This is a genomic window from Pseudacidovorax sp. (assembly GCF_017991995.1).
Classification (GTDB): Bacteria; Pseudomonadota; Gammaproteobacteria; order Burkholderiales; family Burkholderiaceae_C; genus Xenophilus.
On sequence record NZ_JAGOPN010000001.1, the window covers coordinates 260,914 to 282,431 of the forward strand.

Annotated in this window: 17 protein-coding genes; 13 read left to right on the forward strand and 4 right to left on the reverse strand. The window is 70.9% G+C overall.

Translation table 11 applies throughout. The features are described from left to right. Positions 1-27: 27 nt before the first annotated feature. Positions 28-927, reverse strand: a complete 900-nt coding sequence (locus KBC94_RS01245; RefSeq protein WP_294365499.1) for a hypothetical protein — start codon at positions 925-927, stop codon at positions 28-30. A gap of 152 nt (positions 928-1,079) precedes the next feature. On the opposite strand from KBC94_RS01245, the gene KBC94_RS01250 reads away from it, so the two are divergent. From KBC94_RS01250 to KBC94_RS01265, 4 genes are all read left to right on the forward strand, one after another. Beyond that, entirely contained in the window at positions 1,080-3,455 is a 2,376-nt protein-coding gene (locus KBC94_RS01250; protein WP_294365501.1) for a Tex family protein, read from the forward strand. Positions 3,456-3,557: 102 nt separating this feature from the next. Next, the gene (gene yjjJ / locus KBC94_RS01255; protein WP_294365503.1) at positions 3,558-4,940 is read left to right on the forward strand and encodes a type II toxin-antitoxin system HipA family toxin YjjJ; all 1,383 of its coding nucleotides are present in this window, start codon (positions 3,558-3,560) and stop codon (positions 4,938-4,940) included. Between the two features lie 92 nt (positions 4,941-5,032). After that, positions 5,033-6,103, forward strand: coding sequence for a phospholipase (locus tag KBC94_RS01260; RefSeq protein WP_294365505.1), 1,071 nt, complete (start codon positions 5,033-5,035; stop codon positions 6,101-6,103). A gap of 245 nt (positions 6,104-6,348) precedes the next feature. Beyond that, positions 6,349-7,593, forward strand: a complete 1,245-nt coding sequence (locus KBC94_RS01265; RefSeq protein WP_294365507.1) for an EAL and HDOD domain-containing protein — start codon at positions 6,349-6,351, stop codon at positions 7,591-7,593. 94 nt (positions 7,594-7,687) lie between these two features. On the opposite strand, the gene KBC94_RS01270 is transcribed toward KBC94_RS01265, so the two are convergent. Further along, on the reverse strand, positions 7,688-8,824 hold the full coding sequence (locus KBC94_RS01270; RefSeq protein ID WP_294365508.1) for an iron-containing alcohol dehydrogenase: 1,137 nt from the start codon (positions 8,822-8,824) through the stop codon (positions 7,688-7,690). 188 nt (positions 8,825-9,012) lie between these two features. Here KBC94_RS01270 and KBC94_RS01275 point away from each other — a divergent pair, with 188 nt between their 5' ends. Together KBC94_RS01275 and KBC94_RS01280 are read left to right on the forward strand one after the other, a co-directional pair. Continuing rightward, positions 9,013-9,969 carry an alpha/beta hydrolase fold domain-containing protein gene (locus KBC94_RS01275; protein ID WP_294365510.1) on the forward strand — a complete coding sequence of 319 codons (957 nt, stop codon included), beginning with the start codon at positions 9,013-9,015 and terminating at the stop codon, positions 9,967-9,969. 40 nt (positions 9,970-10,009) lie between these two features. Beyond that, entirely contained in the window at positions 10,010-10,888 is an 879-nt protein-coding gene (locus KBC94_RS01280; protein WP_294365512.1) for a YbgC/FadM family acyl-CoA thioesterase, read from the forward strand. Between the two features lie 50 nt (positions 10,889-10,938). On the opposite strand, the gene KBC94_RS01285 is transcribed toward KBC94_RS01280, so the two are convergent. Then, positions 10,939-11,856, reverse strand: a complete 918-nt coding sequence (locus tag KBC94_RS01285; RefSeq protein WP_294365515.1) for a folate-binding protein — start codon at positions 11,854-11,856, stop codon at positions 10,939-10,941. A gap of 123 nt (positions 11,857-11,979) precedes the next feature. Between KBC94_RS01285 and mltG the strand changes: the two genes are divergently transcribed. The 7 genes from mltG to KBC94_RS01320 all read left to right on the forward strand — a co-directional run bounded on the left by mltG (position 11,980) and on the right by KBC94_RS01320 (position 18,772). Further along, on the forward strand, positions 11,980-12,978 hold the full coding sequence (gene mltG / locus KBC94_RS01290) for an endolytic transglycosylase MltG (RefSeq protein WP_294365517.1): 999 nt from the start codon (positions 11,980-11,982) through the stop codon (positions 12,976-12,978). Between the two features lie 2 nt (positions 12,979-12,980). After that, positions 12,981-13,631, forward strand: a complete 651-nt coding sequence (tmk, locus tag KBC94_RS01295; protein WP_294365519.1) for a dTMP kinase — start codon at positions 12,981-12,983, stop codon at positions 13,629-13,631. After that, a complete protein-coding gene (locus tag KBC94_RS01300; protein WP_294365521.1) occupies positions 13,619-14,644 on the forward strand; it encodes a DNA polymerase III subunit delta' in 1,026 nt (341 codons plus the stop codon). The genes tmk and KBC94_RS01300 overlap by 13 nt, the downstream gene beginning before the upstream one ends. Next, a complete protein-coding gene (locus tag KBC94_RS01305) occupies positions 14,641-15,012 on the forward strand; it encodes a PilZ domain-containing protein (protein ID WP_234191809.1) in 372 nt (123 codons plus the stop codon). Before KBC94_RS01300 ends, KBC94_RS01305 begins: the two co-directional genes overlap by 4 nt. 54 nt (positions 15,013-15,066) lie before the next feature. After that, positions 15,067-15,873 carry a TatD family hydrolase gene (locus KBC94_RS01310; protein ID WP_294365524.1) on the forward strand — a complete coding sequence of 269 codons (807 nt, stop codon included), beginning with the start codon at positions 15,067-15,069 and terminating at the stop codon, positions 15,871-15,873. Continuing rightward, entirely contained in the window at positions 15,870-16,559 is a 690-nt protein-coding gene (locus KBC94_RS01315) for an ankyrin repeat domain-containing protein (RefSeq protein ID WP_294365525.1), read from the forward strand. The genes KBC94_RS01310 and KBC94_RS01315 overlap by 4 nt, the downstream gene beginning before the upstream one ends. Before the next feature lie 206 nt (positions 16,560-16,765). After that, the gene (locus tag KBC94_RS01320; RefSeq protein ID WP_294365526.1) at positions 16,766-18,772 is read left to right on the forward strand and encodes an EAL domain-containing protein; all 2,007 of its coding nucleotides are present in this window, start codon (positions 16,766-16,768) and stop codon (positions 18,770-18,772) included. A gap of 27 nt (positions 18,773-18,799) precedes the next feature. Here KBC94_RS01320 and mdeB read toward each other — a convergent pair whose 3' ends face one another. After that, positions 18,800-21,466 carry an alpha-ketoglutarate dehydrogenase gene (gene mdeB / locus KBC94_RS01325; RefSeq protein ID WP_294365528.1) on the reverse strand — a complete coding sequence of 889 codons (2,667 nt, stop codon included), beginning with the start codon at positions 21,464-21,466 and terminating at the stop codon, positions 18,800-18,802. Positions 21,467-21,518 lie beyond the last annotated feature (52 nt).

The window sequence follows — 21,518 nt, forward strand, 5'->3', positions numbered from 1 at the left end:
AGCGACAAGGACTGCCGCTGCAGGGGCTTAGCTTGGCGAATAGTCCAGCGTCACCACATCCCAGATGGCACCGCTCTTCTTTTGGCGGAGCAGTTGGCCGCGGTAAGGCCCTTCGGCAGCGACCCAAGTGTCCTGGCTCGTCTGCAGGGATGCGCCGGACTGGGCCGCTGTCAACTGGTACGTGAACTTGCAGCTGTCGAACGTGCCCAGGGGTGTGCTGATGCGCTCGCGGCCCTGGTAGGTCAGGTCGAACCTTCCCTCGTCCGTGGAAGTGGAGGCCGGAGCGGACAGCAAGCCTGTGGTGAGCCGGGTGGTCGTCCGGATCGTGCGCTGGCTGGCCACCTCGCCCGGTTGCATGTTGGCTGGGTAGGCCAGGGGTGGGTCGAAGGTGCGTTGGGTCGTTGCGGTCGTCGTGCCGCCAACAGCCCCGGACGTCGCATTGGAGAACACGGTTTCCGCGACGGACTTGTCCCCGTAGATGAGAACCTTGCCGCCGGCCAGTTCGCGGTACTCCTTGCGCACATCCGTCGTCGTGAGCGTGATGCTCGCGTTGGGATCGGCGCCGGTCATGGTGCTCTGGCGGACATCGGCGGCCAATACGAAGCCCACCGGATTGGCATTGGCGAAACTTTCGCGCGGCCCCGTCACGCTGCGTCGCTGAAATCCAGCTGCGCTGCCCGGCGTGTCGGCGATCGTGGCCTTGAACGAGACGGTCGTGCCTTCCCGGTAGTCCGCTTCGTTGGTGCAGGGCCCGGAGCCCTGATCCGCTGCAGGCGGGTCTGCGGGTGCTGGTGCGGGCGCGGGTGCGTTGGCCAGTGGCGCGAAGGTCGGGGAATCGTTTCCCCCTCCGCAGGCGGCTAGGGTGGCCGCGATGGCGGCCAGGACGAGCGTGCTTGCGCGCACGCCGTGGTGCTTCTTGTCGAACATGATTCCTCCCTTATGACAAATCGGCTGCGCCGTGGGCTGCAGCCGCGGCCGATGGTAGGCAGGTCCGTTGGCCGCGCAGCCCGGCCTTGCCAGAAATACCGGCCCTCTATGGCAAACTGCCGCCCTTTTTCCCTGGGTAGAACCAAGCAAGCATGCAGAAGATCATTCGCCAGATCGCCGCCGAGCTGAAGGTGGGCGAGCACCAGGTCCAGGCTGCGACCGACCTGCTGGACGGCGGCGCCACGGTGCCGTTCATCGCCCGCTACCGCAAGGAGGCCACCGGCGGCCTGGACGATGCGCAACTGCGCGAACTGGAAGTGCGCCTGACCTACCTGCGCGAGCTGGAGGACCGCCGCGGCGCGGTGCTCAAGGCCATCGACGAGCAGGGCAAGCTGACCGACGCCCTGCGCCTGGCCATCGCCAGTGCGCCGACCAAGCAGGAGCTGGAAGACATCTACCTGCCCTTCAAGCAGAAGCGCCGCACCAAGGGGCAGATCGCCCGGGAATTCGGCATCGAGCCGCTGGCCGACAAGCTGCTGGCCGACCCCACGCTGGACCCGGTGGCCGAGGCCCAGGCCTTCCTGAAGCCGCCGACCACGCTGGACGACGGCAAGCCGGGCCCCGATTTCTCGACCACCATGGCGGTGCTCGACGGCGTGCGCGACATCCTCTCCGAGCGCTGGGCCGAAGACCCGGCGCTGGTGCAGTCGCTGCGCGAATGGCTGTGGGCCGAGGGCCTGCTCAAGTCCTCACTGGTGGGGGGCAAGAACGAGAATGACCCCGAGGTCGCCAAGTTTCGCGACTACTTCGAGTACGACGAGCCCATCGGCCGCGTGCCCTCGCACCGGGCGCTGGCCGTGTTTCGCGGCCGGCAGTTGGAGGTGCTGGACGCCAAGCTGGTGCTGCCCGTCGAGCCCGAGCCGGGCAAGCCCAGCATCGCCGAAGGCCGCATCGCCCTGCATCTGGGCTGGAGCCACCAGGGCCGCAAGGCCGACGACCTGATCCGCAAGTGCGTGGCCTGGACCTGGCGCGTCAAGCTGAGCCTGTCGAGCGAGCGCGACCTGTTCTCGCGCCTGCGGGAGGAGGCCGAGAAGGTCGCCATCAAGGTCTTCGCCGACAACCTGCGCGACCTGCTGCTGGCCGCGCCGGCCGGCCCGCGCGTGGTGATGGGTCTGGACCCCGGCATCCGCACCGGCGTGAAGGTGGCGGTGGTCGACGCCACCGGCAAGCTGGTGGACACCGCCACCGTCTTCCCGCACGAGCCGCGCAAGGACTGGGAAGGTTCGCTGCACACCCTGGGCAAGCTGTGCGCCAAGCATGGCGTCAACCTGATCGCCATCGGCAACGGCACCGCCAGCCGCGAGACGGACAAGCTGGCGGCCGACCTGATCAAGCTTCTGGGCAAGATGAGCGAGCAGGCCGGCGCGCCCGCGCCGCATGTGGAGAAGGTGGTGGTCAGCGAGGCCGGCGCCTCGGTCTACAGCGCCAGCGAATACGCCAGCCAGGAGATGCCCGACGTGGACGTGAGCCTGCGCGGCGCCGCCAGCATCGCCCGCCGGCTGCAGGACCCGCTGGCCGAGCTGGTGAAGATCGACCCCAAGAGCATCGGCGTGGGCCAGTACCAGCATGACGTCAATCAGAGCGAGCTGGCCCGCACGCTGAGCGCCGTGGTCGAGGACTGCGTGAACGGCGTGGGCGTGGACCTGAACACGGCCAGCGTGCCGCTGCTCAGCCGCGTGTCGGGCCTGACGCCCAGCGTCGCCAAGGCGGTGGTGCGCTGGCGCGAGGCCAACGGCGCCTTCTCCACGCGCCGGCAACTGCTGGAAGTCAGCGGCTTCGGGCCCAAGGCCTTCGAGCAGAGCGCGGGCTTTCTGCGGATCCGTGGCGGCGCCGATCCGCTGGACATGACCGGCGTGCACCCGGAAACCTATCCGCTGGTGCAGAAGATCATGGAGAAGACCGGCAAGCCGGTGGCCGAACTGATGGGCCGGGCCGACATGCTCAAGACGCTGCGGCCGGAGCTCTTCGCCAACGAGAAGTTCGGCGTCATCACGGTCAAGGACATCCTGTCCGAGCTGGAGAAGCCCGGCCGCGACCCACGCCCTGATTTCAAGGTGGCCCGCTTCAACGAGGGCGTCGAGGACATCGCCGACCTCAAGGAAGGCATGGTGCTCGAAGGCACGGTCAGCAATGTGGCCCAGTTCGGCGCCTTCGTGGACCTGGGCGTCCACCAGGACGGCCTGGTGCACGTCAGCCAGCTCTCGCACAAGTTCGTCAACGACGCGCGCGAGGTCGTCAAGACCGGCGACATCGTGCGCGTGAAGGTGATGGAAGTGGACGTGGTGCGCAAGCGCATCGGCCTGACCATGAAGCTGGATGCGCCCACGGGCGGCCGTCGCGATGGCGCGCGGGACGGCAACCGCTTCGAGCCTGCTGGCCGGGGGCAGGGGCCTCGGCGCGACTCCGCGCCGCAGGCCGGCGGGCAGATGGCCGCGGCGTTTGCCAAGCTGCAAAGCCTCAAGCGTTGACCATTTTGGGAATCTTCTCGAAAAACGGGCCTGAAGGTTTCCAAGTGGCTGATTGAAAAGGGAATTTCTGAATAAAATCATTTCAGAAATCGTTTCATAACCATGCGACCCGTTCAACTCAGCCCGGAAGCCTTGCGGCAACAGCTGGCGCTCCAGCCGGCGCAGGCGGCACCCGAGCTGGCGGCGGCGCTCGGCGTCAGCGTCCCGACCCTGCATCGGCAGATGGCCCGTCTGCCGGCGGGCGAGGTCATCAGCGCGGGGCGGGCCCGGCGCACGCGGCATGCCCTCGCGCGCCGGCTGCGGGGTGGCCCCTCGCAGTTGCCCGTGTTTGCCGTCGACCGGGAGGGCCGGCTGCAGGCCGTCGGCCCGCTCACGCTCACCCAGCCCGAGGGCAGCCACCTTCTGCTGGCGGATGCCGGCTGGCCCGTGCCTGAAGAGGCACGCGACGGCTGGTGGCCCGGCCTGCCGTACCCCCTTCACCAGATGCGGCCGCAAGGCTACATGGGCCGGCAGTTCGCGCGCCTGTCCCACCGCCGGCTGCAGGTGCCCGAGGATGTGACCCGCTGGAGCGACGACGACGCGCTCTTCGTCATGAGCGTGGCCGGCAGCGACCTGAGCGGCAACCTGATCGTGGGCGAGGCCGCCTGCCAGCAATGGCTGGCCGAGCGGGCGCAGCCCCAGGCACCCATGGCCGAGGCGGAGCACGTGGCGCACTACCTGCAGCGTGCCGACGAGGCCGTGGCGGCGGGCGTGGCGGGCTCCAGCGCGGCGGGCGAGTTCCCCAAGTTCACGGCGGCGCGGGCGCTGGCGGGCGCGGCCACGCCGCATGTCATCGTCAAGTTCTCGGGCGCGGACGATTCCACCACCGTGCGCCGCTGGGCAGACCTGCTGGTCTGCGAGCACCTGGCGCTCGAAGCGGCGGCCACGCTGCCGGGCCTGCGGGCCGCACGCAGCCGCATTCTGGCCGGCGGCGGGCGCACCTTCCTGGAAGTCGAGCGCTTCGACCGGCACGGCGACGCCGGCCGCAGCGCCTTGTGCGCGCTCGACGTACTGGACGCCGCCTTCCTGGGCCGCGGCGGCAGCCAATGGCCGGCGTTGACGGCCGCGCTGGACGGCCTGGGCCTGCTCGCCGAGGGCGTCGCGCCCGCGGTGCAGCGGCTCTGGTGGTTCGGCCGTCTCATCGCCAACAGCGACATGCACACCGGCAACCTGGCCTTCGCGCCGCACGAGGGTCGCCTGACGCTCGCGCCGGCCTACGACATGCTGCCCATGCGGCTGGCGCCGCTGGCTGGCGGCGAGTTGCCGGTGCGCACCCCCGAATTCGCCCTGCCGCTGCCCGAGGAGCGGCCCGGCTGGCACGAAGCCTGCACCGCGGCCCTCGGCTTCTGGGAGGCTGCAGCGGTCGACGTGCGCATCAGCGACGGCTTCCGGGCGCTGTGCGGCCAGCACGCGCAGGCGCTGCGGTCGCTGGCGGAACGGGCCTGAATGCCCGCCATTGCTCGCTGCGCCGCCAGTCCACGCCTGCCCCGCGGCGCAAACCCCGGCCTTCCGCACCATCCGCCGCCTTTCCCGATTCCATGAAAGCCCTGCGCATCCACGCCGGCCCCGCGGCCCGCGCCCACATCGAGAAGCACGGCCTCGCGCCCGAGCACATCCGCGTGATCCCCGGCGCGGCCGGCGGGCCCAAGGGGCTGATCCTCGGGCCGCTCGACCGCTTCATCTTCGGCGAATGGCTGCCGCAGTCCGGCCAGCCGGTGGACCTGGTCGGCGCCTCCATTGGCGCCTGGCGCCTCGCCACCGCCTGCCTCCACGACCCGGCCGAGGCCTTCGCCCGCTTCGAGCGCGACTACATCGCCCAGCGTTTCGATCCGCCAGCGGGCGCGCGCCGCATGACGGCGCAGCAGGTCAGCGAGCGCTTCAATGCCGACCTGTGCGGCTTCTTCGGCCCGCGGGCCGCCGAGGTGCTGGCCCATCCCCGCTACCGGCTGCATGTCGTCACCGCGCGCGGCCGCCATCTGCTGGGCCGCGAGGGCGGCGCGCGCACGGTGGCCGGCTACCTGGGCGCCTTCGTCGCCAACGGCGTGCACCGGCGCGGACTGGGCGCCTGGCTGGAGCGCTGCGTGTTCTCGGCCGGCGGTGCCGAACTGCCCTTCGACGCCCAGGACTTCCGCACCCGGCGGGTGCCGCTGGACGCGGCCAACTTCCATCCCGCGCTGCAGGCCTCCTGCTCCATCCCCTTCGTGCTCAAGGCTGTGCACGACATCCCGGGCGCGCCGCCGGGTGCCTACTGGGATGGCGGCATCACCGACTATCACCTGCACCTGCGCTACCGGGCCGACGACGGCCTCGTGCTCTATCCGCATTTCCAGCAGGCGGTGGTGCCGGGCTGGCTGGACAAGGGCCTCAAGTGGCGGCATCGGTCCACGCCCGCGCTCGACCGCATGGTGCTGATCGCGCCCGATCCGGACTGGGTGCGCAGCCTGCCGCGCGGCAAGCTGCCCGACCGCACCGATTTCACCGACCTCCAGCTGGACCCGGCCGCGCGCATGCGGGCCTGGGGCACCGCCGTGGCCGAGGCGCGCCGGCTGGCCGATGAATGGGCGCAATGGCTGCGCCGGCCCGATCCGGCCCGGCTCCTGCCGCTGTAGCTCCTGGCCGGCGGCGCCTGGCCTGCTCCGCGGCCACTCGATCCTTCCCACCGCGTAAGTTCATGCCGCGCGGGCGGCGCGCCGCGTCGTGGAGGACTACTGCGAAATTGAATCCTTTGGATTTAATAAATGCCGAAATTTGTCCGGCACTGTGTTAAATCAAGAAGATTTTTCTTGAAAAAGCTAAAGACGGGGGTGACGCTGCCGATATCGCGCTAAGGGATCAGTCCCATGGAAGGCTTGCCATGCTCAACACCCAATCGCCCTCGCTGCCCGTGCCCGGCGACGAAACCGGCGCCCTGGCGCAGGACGGTGCAAGGCCTTCGCTGGGCCGGCGCGTGATCGTCGATGCGCACCGGCGTCTGGGCGGCTACCAGGCGGTGCCGCTGCGCGGCCGGCCTTCCGAACGGCTGATGGACCCGAGCCTGCGGGAGCCGCATGACGGCTCGATGCCGGCGCTCAAGAGCCCCACCTTCCTCGCCTGCAGCTGCGACGACATCGCCGCGGGTGCGCTCGACGGCCTGGACACCGAGCATGTCGTGCTGCAGATCGCCGGCGGTGGGACGCAGCGTGGCCTCGACACCGATCTGCTGCAGGCCGCCCGTGCGCGCGGCTTCAAGCTCGCCTTCGACGTGCGGCTGCTCAAGGAATACGAGGCCTCGGTGCCGCTGGCCTCCTACGTCATCCTGGAGATGGGCGTGCTGCCGCTGGACCTGGCCTCGATGATGGCGCGGGCCATCCAGAAGACCACGCAGGCCATTCCGCTGGCGGTGCATGTGCGCACGCCGGTGCAGTTCAAGCAACTGGCCGCCGCCGGCGTGCGCCTGTTCGAGGGGCGCTGGTACCTGCAGCCGCCCACCGTCGCCGACCGCAGCGTGCAGCTGTCCTATGCCTCGCTCATCAAGCTGCTGAACCTGGTGGCGCGCGAGGCCGAGGTCTTCGAAATCGAGGCCCTGCTCAAGCACGAGCCCACGCTGGCCTACAAGCTGCTGAGCCACCTCAACACGGCCGGCATCGGCTTCGGCCACAAGATCGAGTCCTTCCGCCATGCCGTGATGGCCGTTGGCATGAAGCCGCTGCTGCGCTGGTCGGCCCTGCTGCTGGCGGGCAGCGCGCCCGGCAGCGTGGCACCCGCGGCCGGCACCACGGCGGTCGTGCGCGGGCGCCTGATGGAGTTGCTGGCGTTGCAGGAGATGTCGCCGGGCGATGCCGACCAGGCCTTCATGACCGGCCTGTTCTCGATGCTCGACGTGCTGATGTCCACGCCGCTGCGCGAGGCCCTGGCGCTCATGCCGCTGCCCGACGCGGTGCGCGAGGCCATCGTGCAGGGCAGCGGGCCGTTCGCCGGCCTGCTGGAGCTGGCCAAGGCCTGCGAGAGCGCGGACGCCGGGCTGCTGGAGATCGTCTCGCAGCGCTACCGCGTGCCGGTGGACCGGCTGCTGGCCATGCATGTCGAGGCCCTGGGCTGGGCCGAGCAACTGGGCGTCTGAGCCTGCCCCGTCCGGCGCCTGCGCCTGCGAGAAGGAGCCGGGCGCCGCGCGGCCGATCGCCCGGGCGCGAGACCTGCCCGGCCGGTGCCGCGCCTCACATCGACATGGCCAGCATCTCCCGGTAATCCTCGCGCGTCGCCAGCCGCGGATTGGTCTTGTGGCAGTGGTCGGCCATGGCGCCGTCGATGACCTTGTCGAACATCGCCTCGGTGACGCCGACCTCGGCCAGGCCCTTGGGCAGGCCGAGGCGGGCATTCATGTCGCGGATGGCCTCGCCGATGTCGCCCGGCTGGTCGAGGTGCATGGCGCGGGCCATGCGCTGCAGGCGCAGTTCCTTCTGGACCGACTCGGCGCCCGCGTTGAAGCGCACCACGGCGGGCAGGAAGAGGGCGTTGAGGGTGCCGTGGTGCAGGCGCGGGTCCACGCCGCCCAGGCTGTGGCTCAGGCTGTGCACGCAGCCCAGGCCCTTCTGGAAGGCCATCGCGCCCTGCATCGAGGCGCTCATGAGGTTCAGGCGTGCCTCGCGGTCGCTGCCATCCTTGGTGGCGCGCTCGATGTGGTTCCAGGCCCGCTCCAGGCCGTCGAGTGCGATGCCGTCGGCCGGCGGATTGAAGGCGCCGGCCATGAAGGTCTCCATGCAGTGGGCGATGGCGTCCATGCCGGTGGCGGCCGTCAGCCTCGCGGGCAGGCCGAGGGTGAGTTCGGGGTCGCAGATGGCGGCCTTGGGCATCAGGTGCCAGCTGTGGAAGCCCAGCTTGCGGTGGTCGTCCACGATGATGATGGCGCCCCGCGCCACCTCGCTGCCGGTGCCCGCCGTGGTGGGCACGGCGATCAGGGGCGCCACCTGCTCAGTGATCTTCGGCGAGCCGCCTTCGATGGTGGCGTAGGTCTTGAGCGGTCCCTCGTGCGTGGCGGCGATGGCCACGCCTTTGGCACAGTCGATGGCCGAGCCGCCACCCACGGCGATCAGGCCGTCGCAGCGGCCCTGGCGGTACACCTCGACGGCGGCACGCACGGCAGCCTCGGTGGGGTTGGAGGGCGTCTGGTCGAAGACCGAGGCCTGCAGATCGCCCAGGGCGGCGAGTGTCCTGTCCAGCAGGCCGGCGGCACGCACGCCGGCGTCGGTCACGACCAGCGGCCTTTCGATGCCGATGCGCCGGCATTCGTCGGCCAGCAGGCGCAGCGCGCCGAACTCGAACTGGATCTGGGTGAGGTAGTTGATGAGCGCCATCGTCGGGTGTCTCCGCGTTGAGGATTCGCCCGCATCCTAAGGCGAAGCCCCGCCGCGGCCATTCAACCCGGAGACAGCCTGCATGCCCTCGGCCCCATCGCTGCGCGCTGTTGCCCCCGCGACCGGGGCTGCGCGCGACCGTCCACTACGATGGCGCACCGTTCCGCTGACCCTTTCCCCCGCTTCGCATGCCTCCTGAATCCTCGGCCATGGCCGGACTCACGCCCCGCATGGCGGGCGTGGTCGAGCGCATGGCCCGCGCCGGCCATCCGCCCCTCAACGCCCTCACACCCGCCCAGGCCAAGCAGGCCTACGAAAAGGGCGCGGCCGTGCTCGAAGTGCCCCGGCCCGAGCTGGCCCGCATCGAAGACCTGCACATCCCCGCACGCGACGGCACGCTGCTGCCCGCACGGCTGTATGCGCCCTCCGCGGGGCGCCTGCCGGTGCTGCTGTACTTCCATGGGGGCGGCTTCGTGGTCGGCAGCGTCGCAACCCACGACACGCTGTGCCGCGTGCTGGCGCAGCGCTCGGGCTGCGCGGTGCTGTCGGTCGACTACCGCCTGGCGCCGGAACACCGCTTTCCCACCGCCGCGAACGATGCCTGGGACGCCTTCCAGTACATCGCCGGCCATGGCGCCGAGGCCCTGGGCCTGGACGGCGCGCGCCTGGCCGTGGGCGGCGACAGCGCCGGCGGCACACTGGCCGCGGTGTGCGCCATCCTGGCCCGTGACGCGGGGCTGCCGCTGGCCCTGCAACTGCTCTTCTACCCGGGCGCCGGGCCGTCGGCCGACACCGATTCGTACCGCCGCTTCGCCGACGGGCCGGTGCTCACCAAGGCGCTGGTGGACTGGTTCTTCGCTCAGTACATCGACGCCGCGGACCGCCACGACTGGCGTTTCGCGCCGCTGCTGGCCGAAGACCTGGACGGCGTCGCGCCGGCCTGGATCGGGCTGGCCGAGCACGACCCCGTGGTCGACGAGGGCGTGGCCTATGCCGACCGGCTGCGGCTGGCGGGCGTGCCGGTCTCGCTCGAGATCTACCGCGGCGTCATCCACGAGTTCATCAAGATGGGCCGCGCCATCCCCGAGGCGCAGCAGGCCCATGCCGATGCCGCGCATGCCCTGGCGGCCGCGCTGCAGCCCTGATCCCCATGCCGGCCCGGCCGGACCTTCCCATTCCAAGACCATGAGCACCGAGACATTGCCCCGCCGCGCCGACTTCCGCTTCTTCCACCGCCTGCGCGTGCGCTGGGCCGAGGTGGACATGCAGAAGATCGTCTTCAACGCCCATTACCTGATGTACTTCGACACGGCCATCGCCGACTACTGGCGGGCGCTGGCCATGGCCTACGAGTCGTCGATGCATGCGCTCGGCGGCGACCTGTACGTGCGCAAGGCCACGGTCGACTACCGCGCCTCGGCGCGGGTGGACGACGTGGTCGACGTGGCCATGAAGTGCGTACGCATCGGCAATTCGTCCCTCGTGTTCGAGGGCGCGCTGTTCCGCCAGGACCAGTACCTGGTCGGCTGCGAGCTGGTCTATGTGTATGCCGACCCGGCGACGCAGACCTCCAGGCCGGTGCCGGCTGCGCTGCGGGCGGTGCTGATGGGCTACGAGGCCGGCGAGTCCATGTCCGAGGTGCTCACCGGCGACTGGGCCACGCTCGGCGAGGCGGCCGGCGCGCTGCGCCGCGCGGTCTTCGTGCAGGAGCAGGGCATTCCCGAGGCGCTCGAATGGGACGACGACGACGCCACCAGCCTCCACGGCGTGGCGCGCAATCGCCTGGGCCACGCGATCGCGACCGGCCGGCTGCTGCCGGCGGATGCGCAGGGCGTCGCGCGCATCGGCCGCATGGCCGTCGAGCGCGTGCTGCGCGGCCAGGGCCATGGCGAACGGGTGCTGCGCGCGCTCGAGGCCGCCGCCCGCGCCCGCGGCGACAAGGCGGTGGCGCTGCATGCCCAGCGCAGCGCCGAGCGTTTCTATGCGCGCTTGGGCTACGAGCCCGTGGGCGAGCCCTTCGAGGAGGCGGGGATCGCGCACATCACGATGCAGCGGGCCCTGTAGTCCATTCACGCGCGGCGGCGCACGGGCCCGCATCCGGCCCGTTCACCTCTTCAGATGTCTTCCAGCAGCGGATAGGGCAGGGGCTGGACGGTCAGCGGCACCTCGCCCGCGCGCAGGCCGCCGGCTTCCAGGGCCGCGGTCTGCATCGACACGAACGCCGCCCAGCCGCCGCCCGGTGCCGGGGCCGCCGCCGCCACGGTGCCGACGGGCTGCTCGGGGTCGGCGCCGAAGACCTCCTGGCCGGCGGCCAGGGGCGCCTCGGCCGTCATCACATAGCCGCGCCGCTTGAGCGTGCCGCGAAACTGGCTGCGGGCGACCACCTCCTGGCCGGGGTAGCAGCCCTTCTTGAAGTTGACGCCGCCCACGGACTCGTAATTGAGCATCTGCGGCACGAAGGCGTCGGCGACGGGCGCGCTGATGGTCACCACGCCGCTCATCACCTCGCTCCAGGCCCAGGTCTCGGGGCTCAACGTGCTGCCGGCCGGGGCGGGCGTGCCCGCCGGGGCCAGCCACAGGGCACGCGGCACGCCTTCGCAGCCGTGCAGGGCCACGACGCTCAGGCCCTCGGCGGGCGCCAGGCGCTGGCCGGGCGCCGCGGCAGGGTCGGCGCCGGCCGCCGCGATGGCCGCGCCGGCCAGGCCGCGCACATCGAAGTCGGCCGTGGCGTCGCTCAGTTTGACCTTGGCGCGCAGCACGAACATCGACAGCCGCTTGAGCGTGGGTGCCAGCAGGTCGCGCGCGCAGACCAGCAGGAACTGCTCCGGCGCCTGCCGCCAGGCGACGAAACTGGCCAGCATGCGGCCCTTGGGCGAGCACAGCGCCGCCAGGCGGGCCGTGTCGTCCTTGAGGAGCAGGAAGTCCTGCGTGAGCTGGCCATGCAGGAAGGCCGCCGCATCGGCGCCCTCCGCGCGGATCACGCCCAGCGCCGCAAGCGGGGGCGTCACACCTTGAAAAAGGGGAGAGGTCATGCCTGAATTATCATGGCCGGCTTTTGGCGGCGCCTTGCGCGGGACACTCGCTCCAGCCCGCGCCGCCGGCCCCGGCGGCCCGCCGATCCCGCCCTTCGGCCGTTCCCGATCCACCCATCCGCCGTGCGTCGTTTTTTCGCCTCCCTGTTCCTGCTGGTCTTGCTGTCGGTGCTGGCCGTGGGCGGCTGGGCGCTCTGGTGGCTGCACCAGCCCCTGCGTCTGCCAGCGGCCAGCGTCGACCTCTCGGTCGAGCCCGGCACCACCCCGCGCGGCGTGGCACAGGCCGTGGCCGATGCCGGTGTGGCGGTCGATCCGCGGCTGCTCTATGCCTGGTTCCGTGTCTCGGGCAAGGACCGGCAGATCCGCGCCGGCAGCTACGAGATGGATGCCGGCGTCACGCCGCGCCTGCTGCTCGAGATCCTGGTGCGCGGCCGCGAGGCCACCCGCAGCGTGGTGCTGGTGGAGGGCTGGAACATCCGCCAGGTGCGCGCCGCGTTGGCCAAGGCCGAGATGCTCAAGCCCGAGACCGCCGCGCTCTCCGACGCCGACCTGATGGCGCGCCTGGGCCGGCCGGGCCAGCATCCGGAAGGCCGTTTCTTCCCCGACACCTACACCTATTCCAAGAACTCGACGGACGTGGCGCTGCTGCAGCGCGCCCTGCGTGCCATGGACCGCAAGCTCGAGGCTGCCTGGGCCGCCCGCGCGCCCGACCTGCCGCTCAAGTCGCCCGAGGACGCGCTGATCCTCGCCAGCATCGTCGAGAAGGAAACCGGCAAGGCCAGCGACCGCGCCGAGGTGGCCGGCGTCTTCATCAACCGGCTGCGCGTCGGCATGCCGCTGCAGACCGATCCCACCGTCATCTACGGCCTGGGCGACGCCTTCGACGGCAACCTGCGCAAGCGCGACCTGCAGACCGACACGCCCTGGAACACCTACACGCGCCAGGGCCTGCCGCCCACGCCCATCGCGATGCCGGGCAAGGCCTCGCTGCTGGCGGCCGTGCAGCCGGCACGCACCAAGTCGCTGTACTTCGTGTCGCGCGGCGACGGCACCAGCCAGTTCAGCGAGACGCTCGACGCGCACAACCGCGCGGTCAACCAATACCAGCGGGGAGGGCGGTGAGCATGGATCAGCAGGCGGGCCGGGGGCAGTTCATCAGCCTGGAGGGCATCGACGGCGCCGGCAAGTCCAGCCACCTCGATGCGATCGAGCGGCTGTTCGCTGCGGCCGGCCGCGAGGTCGTGCGCACGCGCGAGCCCGGCGGCACGCCGCTGGCCGAGTCGCTGCGCGCGCTGGTGCTGAACGAAGCCATGGACCCGCTCACCGAGTCGCTGCTGGTCTTTGCGGCCCGGCGCGACCATGTCGTGCAGGTGATCCAGCCGGCCCTGGCGCGCGGTGCCGTGGTGCTGTGCGACCGCTTCACCGATGCCACCTTCGCCTACCAGGGCGCGGGCCGCGGCTTCGACCTCGCGGTGCTGCAGACGCTGGAGCGCTGGGTGCAGCAGCAGGAGGCCGGGTCGGCACTGCTGCAGCCCGGGCTCACGCTGTGGTTCGACCTGGCGCCCGAGGTCGCCGCGGAGCGCCTGGCCGGCGCCCGCATGCCCGACCGCTTCGAGGCCCAGCCGGCCGAGTTCTTCCGCCGCGTGCGCGAGGGCTACGCAAGGCGCGCCGCGGAAGAGCCCGGCCGCTTCGCCCGCATCGACGCCGACAGGGATCGCGAGGCTGTATGGGTGCAGGTCGAAGCCGCCCTGCAGGAGCGCGGATGGCTGAACTGAACGAGGCGCCCGCGCTCTCGCCCTGGCTGGCCCGCGCCCGCGACCAGCTGCTGCGCCAGCGCGGCCATGCGCTGCTGCTGCAGGGGCCGTCAGGCCTCGGCCAGTACGACTTGGCGCTGGCCCTGGCCGCCGCGTGGCTGTGTGAGCAGCCCACGGTGGAGGGCGCCTGCGGCCACTGCCCGAGCTGCCATGCCATCGCCGTGCGCACCCATGCCGACCTCGCGGTGCTGATGCCCGAGGTCGCCATGATGGAGCTGGGCTGGCCCATCGACGAAAAGGCCCAGGCCGAGATCGACGACAAGAAGCGCAAGCCCAGCCGCGAGATCCGCGTCGAGGCCATGCGCGACGCCGTGGGCTTTGCCCAGCGCACCAGCGGGCGCGGGCGCGGCAAGGTGGTACTGGTCTATCCGGCCGAGCGCATGAATGCCATCTCGGCCAATGCGCTGCTCAAGACGCTGGAGGAACCCGTCGGCGACGTGCGCTTCGTGCTCGCCACCGAGGCCGCCTGGCAACTGCTGCCCACCATCCGCAGCCGCTGCCAGGCCTTCACGCTGCCCTGGCCGGCCGAAGGCGAATCGGAAGCCTGGCTGGCGATGCAGGGCGTGCCGGCGGCCGAGGCCCATGCGCTCCTGCGGGCGGCAGGCGGCCGGCCCTCCGACGCGCTGCGCCTGGCGCGTGGCGGCACCTCGGCCAAGGCCTGGTCGCTGCTGCCGCAGGCCATGCGCCGCGGTGACGTCACGGCGCTGGCGGACCAGCCACCGCCCGCCGCCATCGACACGCTGCAGAAGCTCTGCCACGACCTGATGGCGGTGGCCGGCGGCGGGCAGCCCCGTTTCTTCGAGGCCGCCTCGCTGCCGGCACCGCCGTCGGCGCCGGTGCTGGCGCGCTGGTCGGCGTCGCTGCTCAAGGCGGCCCGCACCGCCGAGCATCCGTTCAACGCGGGGCTGATGATCGAGGCCCTGGTGAGCGAGGCGCAGGCCGCCCTAAACTCCCGCAGCCCCGAACGCCCATGAACGCGACCGCCGCCCCGTCCGCCCCGATCCCGCGGCCCAGCGTCATCCAGCTGGCCATCAAGGAGAAGGGCGCGCTGTACGCGGCCTACATCCCGCTGTTCGCCGATGGCGGCATCTTCATTCCCACCGCGCGCGAATACCGCCTCGGCGACGACGTCTACGTGCTGCTGACCCTGCCGGAGGATCCGCAGCGCTACCCGGTGGCCGGCAAGGTGGCGTGGATCACGCCGCCACAGGCTGCGGGCAACCGCTCGCCGGGCATCGGCATCCGCTTTCCGGGCGACGAGAAGTCGCGCCAGCTCAAGGCCCGCATCGAGGAGATCCTCGGCGCCAGCCTGGCCTCCGACCGGCCCACCCAGACCCTCTGACGTGCCGGCCTCGCACGAGGCGCCGCGTCCCTTGCCTTCTTCTTCGCTTCGCCCATGTTCGTCGACTCCCACTGCCACCTCACCGAGCCCTCGCTGCTGCCCGACATCGACCGCATCCGCGCCGACATGGCGCAGGCGCAGGTCGACCGCGCGCTGTGCATCTGCACCACGCTGGAGGAGTTCGAGGCCGTGCAGGGCCTGGCCGCGCGCTTCGACAACTTCTGGGCCAGCGTGGGCGTGCATCCGGACAACGAGGACGTGCGCGAGCCCGACGTGGACCTGCTGGTCGCGCTGTCGGCGCAGCCCAAGGTGGTGGCCATCGGCGAGACCGGCCTGGACTACTACCAGATGGACGCCCGCAAGGGCGGCCGCACCGTGGCCGACCTGGACTGGCAGCGCGAGCGCTTCCGTGTGCACATCCGCGCCGCGCAGCGGGTGGCCAAGCCGCTGGTGATCCACACGCGCGAAGCCTCGGCGGACACGCTGGCCATCCTGCGCGAGGAAGGCGAGGACGGCCGCGAGGGCGCCGCCGGCGGCGTCTTCCATTGCTTCACCGAGACGGCCGAGGTGGCCCGCGCCGCGCTCGACCTGGGCTTCTACATCTCCTTCTCGGGCATCCTGACCTTCAAGAACGCCCAGCACCTGCGCGATGTGGCCGCCTTCGTGCCCATGGACCGCGTGCTGATCGAGACCGACAGCCCCTACCTGGCGCCCGTGCCCTATCGCGGCAAGACCAACAACCCGTCGTACGTGCCCTACGTGGCCAAGCAGATCGCCGAGCTGCGTGGCATGACGGTCGAGGCGGTCGCCGAGGTCACCAGCCGCAACTTCGAACAGCTTTTCAAGGTCCACGCCCAATGAGCCTTCCTGCCCGCGCCTCCATCGCTCGCCGCACCCTGTTCGCCTTCGCGGCGGCACTGGCCGCGGCCTCCTGCGCCACGGCCAGCCCCAGCGACGACTTCTTCCGTGCCGTCATCAGCGACAACCCCGGCGCAGTGGAGCGGCTGCTCAAGCAGGGCTTCGACCCGAACGGCCGCGATCCCAAGGGCCAGACCGGTCTGCTCCTGGCGCTGCGCGAGCCTTCGCCGCGCGTGGCCAAGGTGCTCATCGCTTCGCCGCGCGTCAACGTCGACGCCACCAACGCCAGTGACGAGACGCCGCTGATGATGGCGGCGCTCAAGGGCCAGCGGGAGTACGTCGACCTGCTGCTGGCCCGCGACGCGGCCGTCAACAAGCCAGGCTGGGCGCCGCTGCACTACGCGGCCACCAACGGACACATCTCGATCATGAAGCAACTGCTGGAGCAGCATGCCTTCATCGACGCGCAGTCGCCCAACGGCACCACGCCGCTCATGATGGCCGCCATGTACGGCTCTGCCGAGGCCGTGAAGCTGCTGCTGGACGAGGGTGCCGACATCGCCATGAAGAACCAGCTGGGCATGACCGCGCTGGACTTCGCCAAGCGGGGCAACCGTCCCGACGCGGTCGAAATGCTTACTCGCGCGCAGCAACTCAAGCCCCGTCCGGCGGGCGCCGGCAAGTGGTGAAAGGCCGCTCCTAGAACTTTCGGATTCAACGCTTCGCCGGGCTGACAAGCCCCGTTCGAAAGTGCTTGCAAGCGTGCGGCAAGCGATGGCCCAATGCCCGCGTAACGTCCCGTTTCAAGGTGACATCGGGCGTGCGGCTTGACGGCCGTGCCGCCACGATGTCGCCCTGTCCTGCGGCCCGGGCGTGGGGCCGCCGTCCAGTGTCTATGAGTTCCCTTTCCGTCTCTGCTCCGGCCATGCATGCCGAGCACCTCGACGCGGCCGAGTTGCGTCGGATGGTGCGGCACGACCAGATGGTCGCCGTGCGCCACAGCGTGCTGGCCGCCATTCCCATCAATGCCGTGCTGACCGTGGCAGCGTTGCTCATGGCCTACAGCGGTGGCGAGCTGGCCATGGGCGTGGTGTGGGCGATGCTGTCTGCCCTTGTCAACATCACGCGCGCCATCGTGTGTCGCCTGCCCTACCGCGGGCCCCAGGACGCACCATCGGGCGAACCAGCGGCGCCCGCGCTGAGCGGGCGCTGGTGGCGCACGCGCAGCGTCGAATGGCACCTGCGCGCCGCGACGCTGCTGGGGCTGTGCTCGGGCCTGGTTTGGGCCATGGTCCCGCTGCTGTGCGACGGCTACACCTCGCCGCAGACCCTCTTCTACCTCACGGTGGTGTGCGGCATCACCGCAGGCTCGGTCACCTATGGCATTGCGTATGCGTGGGTGCCCATCTTCTTCATCACGCCGGCGTTGCTGTCGGTGGCGGCCTGCCTGTTGGTGGCCGGCGGCTTCGAGCGGCAGATGCTCGCGCTGATGGTGTTCGTCTACCTGGCCGCGCTGATCCGCAGCGGCGTGCAGAGCGAAGCCGCCTTCAAGCGCGGCAGCCGGCTCAAGAACGAGGCCACCGCCATGGCGGACCGCCTGCGCCAGGCCCACGAGTCGTCGCAGGCGGCGGCGCGGGAGCTGGAGTTCCGCGCGATGCACGACCCGCTCACGCGGCTGTTCAATCGCGACGGCTTTGCCGATGCGGCGGGCCGGCGCCTCGCAGCGGCCGGCGAGCGCGAGCAGTGCCTGCTGATGCTGGACCTGGATGGCTTCAAGGCCATCAACGACGTGTTCGGCCATGGGGTGGGCGACCGCGTGCTGCAGGACGTGGGCCGCTGGCTCAGTAAGGAGCTGGAGCGGCTCGACGCCGTGGTGGGCCGATGGGGCGGCGACGAGTTCGTGGTGCTCTACGACGTGCCCGGCTCCGCGCAATCGCCCGAGCAACTGGCGCGGCTGCTGACGCAGCGCATTCCGCAGGCCAGCGTGATGGAAGGCGGCCAACTGGGGGTAAGCGTGGGCCTGTGCGTCGGGCGCGGCCTGGGCGTGATGGACATGCTCACCTTCGCGGACGAGGCGCTCTACAGCGCCAAGCGGGCGGGAGGCGACAGCTTCCGCTTCTTCGACCATGGACTGCAGCAGGCGTTGATGGTGCGCCGCGATGTGGAGCGCGACCTTGGCATGGGGCTGGAGACGGGCGGCGTCGTGCTGTGGTACCAGCCCATCTTCACTGCGGGCGGCGAGCTGCACAGCTTCGAGGCCCTGCTGCGCTGGCTGCATCCGCGCCACGGCTGGGTCTCGCCCGAGCAGATCGTGCATGCCGCGGCGGCCACGGGCCTGGCGCGGCGGCTGCTGAACCATGTGCTAACCCAAGTGTGCCTGGCCGCGCGCCAGCTCGATGCCGCCGGCATGGGCCATCTGCCGCTGGCGGTGAACGTCTCGCCGCGCGAGATGGCGCACCTGGACGTGGACGACCTGGTGCTCGACACGCTGCAGCGCCATGGCGTGCCGCCGCGGCGCCTGCAGCTGGAGATCACCGAGGAGGTGGCCCTCAACGCCGAGAGCACGCAGGGCAAGCTCGCGCGGCTGGCCGCCGCGGGCGTGGCGATTTCCATCGACGACTTCGGCGTGGGCTATTCCTCGCTGGCCTCGCTGCGCGGCGACCATGTGCGGCAGGTGAAGATCGACCGCAGCTTCATCTCGGGCCTGGATGCCTCGCGTGACAACCGCCTGCTGGTGGGCACCATCCTGCAGATGGGCCGCTCGCTGGGCATCGACGTCGTGGCGGAGGGCGTGGAGCGGGTGGAGGAGCTGATGGCCCTGCGCGCGCTGCAATGCCCGCTGATGCAGGGCTACCACCTCTGCCGCCCGGCGCCGCTGGACGAGATCGTCCACACGCGCTGAGCCGCGGCGCCCGCAGCAGCGCCTGTCTCAGGTGCCGGCCGCGGCCAGCAGCCGCCGCGCCGCCGTCGCGATGGCGGCGGCGTCCACGCCGAAGAAGTCGCGCAGCGCGGCCCGCGTGTCGCTGCGGCCGAAGCCATCGGTGCCCAGCGTGAGGTAGCGCCGGCCCTCGGGCACGTAGGCGCGGATGGACTCCGGCACGGCGCGCACATAGTCGGTGGCGGCGATCACCGGGCCTTCGCTGGCCGCCAGCAGGCGGGTGATGAAGGGCTCGATGCGCACGGCCGCAGCCTCGCTGGTCAGCAGCCGCGCCTCGCAGGCCAGGCCCTCGCGCGACAGCTCGCTCCAACTGGTGATGCTGAACACCGTGGCCTCGATGCCCTCCATGGACAGCGCCTGCGCGGCCTTGACCACCTCGGGGAGGATGGCGCCCGAGCCCAGCAGCGTCACGCGCCGCGTGGGCGCCGGTGCGCCTTCCGGCCGCTGCCAGCCGTCGTACCGCCAGCCGCCGCGCAGCAGGTCCTCGTGCGCACTCTCGGGCACGTCGGGCTGGGCGTAGTTCTCGTTCATCAGCGTGATGTAGTGGAAGACGTCCCGCTGCTCCACCAGCATCTCCCGCATGCCGGCATCGACGATCACGGCCATCTCGCCGGCGAAGGCCGGGTCCCACGCGCGGCAGTTGGGAATGGTGGCCGCCACCAGATGGCTGCTGCCGTCCTGGTGCTGCAGGCCCTCGCCGCCCAGCGTGGTGCGGCCGGACGTCGCGCCCAGCAGGAAGCCGCGCGCCCGCTGGTCGGCCGCGGCCCAGATGGCGTCGCCCACGCGCTGGAAGCCGAACATCGAGTAGTAGATGTAGAAGGGCAGCATGGCCAGGCCGTGCACGCTGTAGCTGGTGGCCGCGGCCGTCCAGCTGGCGATGGCGCCGGCCTCGCTGATGCCTTCCTCCAGGATCTGGCCGTCGATGGCCTCGCGGTAGCTCAGCACCGAGCCGATGTCCTCCGGCGCATAGCGTTGGCCCACGCTGCTGTAGATGCCCACCTGCTTGAACAGGTTGGCCATGCCGAAGGTGCGCGCCTCGTCGGCCACGATGGGCACGATGCGCGGGCCCAGTTCGCCGTCCTTGAGCAGGTTGCCCAGCAGGCGCACGAAGGCCATGGTGGTGCTCATCTCCTTGCCGGCGGCCTCGGTGGCGAAGCGGGCGTAGCTTTCGAGCGGCGGCACCGGCAGCGTGGCGCAGTCGGTGCGGCGCTGGGGCAGGGCGCCGCCCAATGCGGCACGGCGCTCGCGCAGGTAGCGCATCTCGGGGCTGTCTTCGGCCGGCTTGTAGAAGGCCAGCGAGGTGGCCTGTTCATCGCTCAAGGGCAGGTTGAAGCGGTTGCGGAAGCCGATCAGGTCGGCCTCGTCCAGCTTCTTCTGCGAGTGCGTGGTCATCCTGCCCTGACCCGCCGTGCCCATGCCGTAGCCCTTCTTGGTGTGGGCCAGGATTACCGTTGGCTGGCCGCGATGCGCGGCGGCAGCGGCATAGGCGGCGTGGATCTTTACCAGGTCGTGGCCGCCGCGCTTCAGACGATCGATCTGCTCGTCCGTCATGCCCTGGGCCAGGCGCTGCAAGGCCTCGTTCTGGCCGAAGAAATGGTCGCGGTTGAAGCGGCCGTCCTTGGCGGCGAAGGTCTGCATCTGGCCGTCCACCGTCTCGGCGAAGGCGCGCAGCAGGGCGCCGTCAGTGTCGCGGGCGAACAGGCCGTCCCAGTCGCTGCCCCAGACCAGCTTGACCACGTTCCAGCCGGCGCCGGCAAAGAGCTTTTCCAGCTCGTCGATGATGCGGCCGTTGCCGCGCACCGGGCCGTCCAGGCGCTGCAGGTTGCAGTTGACCACCCACACCAGGTTGTCCAGCTTCTCGCGTGCGGCCAGCGTCAGGGCGCTCATGGACTCGGGCTCGTCCATCTCGCCGTCGCCGAAGAAGCCCCAGACCTTGCGGCCCCCGCAGTCCAGCAACCCGCGGTGCGTCAGGTAGCGCATGAAGCGCGCGTGGTAGATGGCGCTGATCGGCCCGATGCCCATGGAGCCGGTCGGGAACTGCCAGAAGTCCGGCATCAGCCACGGGTGCGGATAGCTCGACAGGCCCCGGGCGCCATTGATCGGCGCGGTGATCTCCTGGCGGTAGTGGGCCAGGTCGTTTTCGCTCAGGCGGCCTTCGAGGAAGGCGCGGGCATACACGCCGGGCGCGCTGTGCGGCTGGAAGAACACCAAGTCGCCCCCGTGCACGTCGGTCCGGCCGTGGAAGAAGTGGTGGAAGCCCGTCTCGAAAAGATCGGCCGCGCTGGCATAGCTGGCGATGTGGCCGCCCAGCTCCCCATAGGCCTGGTTGGCGCGCACCACCATCGCCAGCGCGTTCCAGCGCATCAGTGAGCCGATGCGCTCCTCGATGGCCAGGTCGCCGGGGAAGGGCGGCTGGCGATCCACCGGCACGGTGTTGGCATAGGGCGTGGCCAGCTCCGGTTGCCAGCCGATGCGCTGGGCGCGCGCCAGGCGGGCCAGCTCATCCAGCATCCAGCGGGCGCGCTCGGGGCCATGGGCATGCACCAGCGCGACGAAGGCCTCGCGCCATTCGGCGGTCTCGACGGGGTCGGCGTCGGCGGCACTGGAGTCGGCGGCGGCGAGGGTCAGCAATTGCGCGGCGGGGATGGAGGCATTCATGCTCGGCACTTTAGGCAGGCAGGCGGCAAATGTGCTGTCGGAATCGGGCGCG